Genomic DNA, 5,342 nt, shown 5'->3' with positions numbered 1-5,342 from the left:
TTACTCGATATCTCTCGTTTAGACCAAGGTGAACTTGCTCCAAATGATGAGTCATTTGAATTGTCTACATTGATACAGCCTTTGGTATCTGACATGCAAATGGCAGCTGAAAGAAAAGGGTTAACACTAACATCTCGATTACGAACAGTGTGGGTTAAAGGTGACCGCACGTTTACTTATCGTATCATCCAAAACTTACTTACTAATGCCATCAAATATACCGATACCGGCAAAGCGTTAATTACACTAAGACAACGTAATAACAAAGTTGAAGTCCGCGTATTTGACACTGGTATAGGGATCGACGCTGATAAACAAAAGGCTATTTTTACGGACTTCTATCGTATCCAAGACTCCGATGAGGCTGGTGTTGGACTGGGGCTAGGCGTTGTGAGACGCCTCACTGAGCAAATGCACGCCACTATAGATGTCTCATCCGTTAAACGTAAAGGTAGTTGCTTTATATTAAATATGCGTATTGGCAGTCCGGTAACAGAGTCTAACGTCACCTTTAATAAGGTCAAACAGACCTTGTCTGGTTTAAATGTGTTATGTGTCGATGATAAAAACGAAAATTTAGATGCGTTAGAAACCTTATTAACTCGCTGGGAAGTCAATGTTGTCATGGCCAATACCTATGAATCAGCCTTAACATTATTAGCAAGTAACAAACATCCAAGTCCAGATGTGCTATTAATTGATTATCAGCTCGACAAAGACCAAGACGGACTATCTCTCATCAAAGATATTAAGGCTCAAGTCGGAAAACATATACCAAGTGCCATTGTGACTGCGCTACAAGATCAAGAACTAAAAGAGACATGTCTAAGTCAAGGGATCCAGTTCCTGAATAAGCCATTGAAACCGGCTAAGCTTAGAGCGTTATTACAATCTTTAGCCAAACAAAAAAGCACTTCGTAAGAAGTGCTTTTAATCTACTTTATTTCGCTTAGCTACTACGTATTTCTAATCGGTGGCTCGAGCTCTAATTGAGATGCAATTAATACTGCCTGAGTTCGGTTATTAATACCTAACTTCCTGAAAATTGCAGTCACATGGGCTTTCACTGTTGCCTCTGCAATATCAAGGTTATAGCCTATTTGCTTATTCAACAAACCATCACGCATATAACACAGTACTTTATACTGTGAGGGTGTCAAACTTGCAACATTATCTGCTAACTTTGAAAACGCCTCATCCACTTCTTCAATTTTATCGCTGACCGATTCAGGTAACCAGACATTACCATCTAAAATAGATTTTATGGCTTTTGCAATATCATTTGCACCTGCTGTTTTAGGAATAAAACCTAATGCACCACAACCCACAATTTTAGATATAATCATCGGATCTTCTGTGCCAGATACCACTGCAACGGGTAAATCAGAATAAAGTTTGAGGACGTGGAGTAAACCGAATAAATCATTACTACCCGGCATGTGTAAATCAAGTAGTAATAAATCAACATCTTCTTTTTCAAGGATCTCTATAGTACTTGGTAAATCGCCAGCTTCCAGTAGACGAATATCTTGAAGGGAAACGGATAACGCTCCTCTTAATGCATCACGGTATAACGGGTGATCATCTGCAATGAGTAACGTTATCATGTTATTTCCTTTAGTGTCGCTTATTTATTTAATCGTTCATCAATCAACGTGTCGACTACTGAAGGATCCGCTAAAGTAGAAGTATCACCTAACTGGTCATGCTCATTGGCGGCAATCTTACGTAAGATACGGCGCATGATTTTACCAGAACGCGTCTTAGGTAGACCTTTGGTCCACTGTATCAAATCCGGTGTCGCAATCGGGCTTAGTTCCTTTCTTACCCATTTACGGATCTCAGCAGTCAGTTCATCATTTGCTTCTACACCTTCATTCGGGGTGACATAAACATAGATACCTTGACCTTTAATATCATGAGGATAACCCACAACGGCAGCTTCGGCAATGACTTCATGTGCAACTAATGCACTTTCAATCTCAGCTGTTCCTAAACGGTGACCAGAGACATTCAATACATCATCCACACGGCCTGTGATCCAGTAGTAACCATCTTCGTCACGACGACAGCCGTCACCTGTGAAGTACACATTTGGATAAGCACTGAAATAAGTTTCTATGAAACGTTTATGGTCGCCATAGACAGTTCGCGCTTGTGAAGGCCAGCTGTCTTTAATAACTAAGTTGCCATCTGCAGCACCGGTTTGCTCAACACCATCAGCATCAAACAATGCAGGCTGAATACCAAATAATGGACGTGAAGCAGAGCCTGGTTTATTCGGCGTCACAGAAGGTAATGGAGCAATCATCATTGCACCAGTTTCAGTTTGCCACCATGTATCAACGATTGGGCAACGTGCTTCACCGATGACATTATAATACCATTCCCACGCTTCTGGATTGATAGGTTCACCAACCGATCCTAAGATACGTAATGATGATAAATCACAACCTTCTACAGGCTTGGTGCCATGCGCCATTAATGCACGGATCGCCGTAGGGGCCGTATATAAACTATTTACTTTATATTTCTCAACAACTTGAGCAATACGACGAACGTCAGGGTATGTCGGTACGCCTTCGAAGAATACTTGGGTTGCGCCATTAATTAGTGGGCCATAAGTCATATAACTGTGACCGGTGATCCAACCCACATCCGCAGTACACCAATAAATATCATCTTCACGGTAATCAAAACCATATTTAAATGTCATCGCCGTATACAGTGCATAACCACCCGAAGAATGGACCACACCTTTTGGCTGTCCAGTCGAACCTGACGTATAAAGGATAAATAATGGATCTTCAGCATCCATTACCTCTGGCTCACATTGTGCTGAACAATCCTCAACCAACTCGTTCCACCAGACATCAACATTACTATCCCATTGAACATCACCACCGGTTAATTTATGTGTTAAAACAGCAGTTATTGAAGGGCATACACCATTAGCGATTGCTTCATCAACATTGGCTTTTAACGGTACAGTTCGGCCTGCACGACGACCTTCATCAGAAGTAATGACGACTTTAGCAGATGCATTGTTGATACGATCAGCAATTGCGTTTGGCGAGAATCCACCAAAGATAACAGAATGCACAGCACCGATACGCGCACATGCTAACATCGCATAAGCGGCTTGCGGTACCATAGGCATGTAAATAGCAACTACATCACCTTTTTTGACGCCTAATTTTTTCAAACCATTAGCCAGTTTACATACTTCGTAGTGTAATTCTTGGTAAGTAATGGCTTGGCTATCCGTTGGTTCGTCACCTTCCCATAATATAGCCGTTTTCTTGGCATTATCGGCTAAGTGACGGTCAATACAGTTATAAGATACGTTTAACTGGCCATCTTCAAACCACTTGATTGACACATTTTCCGGATCAAATGTGGTGTTTTTAATAATCGTCGGCTCTTTGTACCATTCGATCATGTTTTTGTGTTCACCCCAAAACTTATCAGGGTTTTCGATAGATTCTTTATACATAGCATTGTATTGCTCTTCAGAGATAATTCCGTTTTCTTGTAATGTCTCTGGAACTGGGTAAAGCTTGGCAGTCATGCTTGCCTCCATGTGCTAATTAAATTTTTGAAATACTGGTTCTAATGTAACGTTTATCATGGATTAAAAAATAGGACTTTGGTCTATGAAATGAGTGCTGCTGTAGTAGTAAAGGCCTTGTTAAGTATGGCTTACAACCAAAGTATGTGGCTCTATACGCTTTAAAAATTTACAGAATTAACTTAAGAAACTCAGTATTGTTAACTCAAAATCATAATACTAATAAATTGAGATACTGTTTATGTTTCGAGATTTATTAACCTTTTTTATTAAGGTTTAAGCTAACATAAAATAGCTGATATAAAAAAACCCAGCACAAGGCTGGGTTCTTAATTTTGATAGCTGTGTTAGGTCAGATTAAAAAATCTTCGCTACAACACCCGCACCTACAGTACGGCCACCTTCACGGATTGCGAAGCGTAAACCTTCGTCCATCGCGATTGGTGCAATTAGCTCAACAACAAACTTTAAGTTGTCGCCTGGCATTACCATCTCTACGCCTTCAGGAAGCTCTACAGCACCTGTTACGTCAGTTGTACGGAAGTAGAACTGTGGACGATAGCCTTTGAAGAATGGAGTATGACGGCCACCTTCATCTTTGCTTAGTACGTATACTTCTGCTTCGAATTTAGTATGTGGGTTGATTGAACCTGGCTTCGCTAATACTTGACCACGTTCTACGTCTTCACGCTTAGTACCACGTAAAAGAACACCAACGTTCTCACCTGCACGACCTTCGTCAAGCAACTTACGGAACATTTCAACACCAGTACAAGTCGTCTTAACTGTATCTTTGATACCAACGATTTCTACTTCTTCACCTACTTTAACAATACCTTGCTCAACACGACCGGTTACAACTGTACCACGACCTGAGATTGAGAAAACATCTTCGATTGGAAGGATGAATGGCTTATCGATGTCACGCTCTGGCTCTGGGATATATGAATCTAAAGCTTCGCCTAACTCAATGATTTTTGCTTCCCACTCTGGCTCGCCTTCTAGGGCTTTAAGCGCAGAACCTTGGATTACTGGTAAATCATCACCTGGGAATTCGTATTCTGTAAGAAGTTCACGAACTTCCATTTCTACTAATTCTAATAATTCTTCATCATCAACCATGTCACATTTGTTCATGAATACGATCATGTAAGGGATACCAACTTGGCGACCTAACAAGATGTGCTCACGAGTTTGTGGCATAGGACCATCAGTTGCCGCAACAACTAAGATACCGCCGTCCATTTGAGCTGCACCGGTGATCATGTTTTTAACATAATCGGCGTGTCCTGGACAATCTACGTGTGCGTAGTGACGCGTTGGTGTGTCATATTCTACGTGTGAAGTAGAGATAGTGATACCACGCTCACGCTCTTCTGGAGCGTTATCGATTTGATCGAATGCTTGTGCTTGACCGCCGTATGTTTTTGATAAAACTGACGTGATAGCCGCTGTAAGGGTTGTTTTACCGTGGTCAACGTGGCCGATAGTACCAACATTAACGTGTGGTTTATTACGTTCAAACTTTTCTTTTGCCATTTTTCTCGTTTCCTAGTTAAAAAGCCCGACCCTAAATAATGGTAGCCGGACCGAACTCTCTATTAAGATTATTGACGTCGTTCGATAATTGCTTGGGCGACATTAGCTGACGCTTCCGAGTAATTAAAGAATTCCATCGAATAGGACGCACGGCCTTGCGTTGCAGAACGCAAGTCTGTTGCATATCCAAACATTTCTGAAAGTGGCACTTTAGCACGAACAATTTGATACT

The 5,342-nt window shown here is 41.2% G+C and carries 5 protein-coding genes; 1 reads left to right on the top strand and 4 read right to left on the bottom strand.

The window, feature by feature from the left end:
- The coding region (locus tag G2999_RS11995) for a hybrid sensor histidine kinase/response regulator (RefSeq protein WP_010179767.1) at positions 1-921 on the top strand (921 nt) is incomplete at its 5' end.
- Between the two features lie 35 nt (positions 922-956).
- Here the strand turns inward: G2999_RS11995 and G2999_RS06025 are convergent.
- From G2999_RS06025 to G2999_RS12815, 4 genes are all read right to left on the bottom strand, one after another.
- Complete coding sequence (locus G2999_RS06025) at positions 957-1,607, bottom strand: response regulator transcription factor (protein ID WP_010179764.1); 651 nt, start codon at positions 1,605-1,607, stop codon at positions 957-959.
- 20 nt (positions 1,608-1,627) lie between these two features.
- Positions 1,628-3,571: an acetate--CoA ligase gene (acs, locus tag G2999_RS06020; protein ID WP_010179762.1), complete on the bottom strand. Its 1,944-nt coding sequence runs from the start codon at positions 3,569-3,571 to the stop codon at positions 1,628-1,630.
- 357 nt (positions 3,572-3,928) lie between these two features.
- Complete coding sequence (gene tuf / locus G2999_RS06015) at positions 3,929-5,110, bottom strand: elongation factor Tu (protein ID WP_010179760.1); 1,182 nt, start codon at positions 5,108-5,110, stop codon at positions 3,929-3,931.
- Between the two features lie 68 nt (positions 5,111-5,178).
- Positions 5,179-5,342 (bottom strand): elongation factor EF-2 (locus G2999_RS12815; RefSeq protein ID WP_010179758.1); only part of this gene is annotated, 164 nt, incomplete at its 5' end.

This window comes from Glaciecola sp. HTCC2999 (assembly GCF_000155775.1).
GTDB lineage: Bacteria > Pseudomonadota > Gammaproteobacteria > Enterobacterales > Alteromonadaceae > Opacimonas.
The sequence above is the reverse complement of the archived record's forward strand: the minus strand, read 5'-3'. Positions and strand labels throughout refer to the sequence as shown.

Coding starts and splice junctions, on each gene's coding strand:
- G2999_RS06025 (WP_010179764.1), bottom strand. CDS start 1,607: ATGATAACGTTACTCATTGCAGATGATCACCCGTTATACCGTGATGCA.
- tuf (WP_010179760.1), bottom strand. CDS start 5,110: ATGGCAAAAGAAAAGTTTGAACGTAATAAACCACACGTTAATGTTGGT.
- acs (WP_010179762.1), bottom strand. CDS start 3,571: ATGACTGCCAAGCTTTACCCAGTTCCAGAGACATTACAAGAAAACGGA.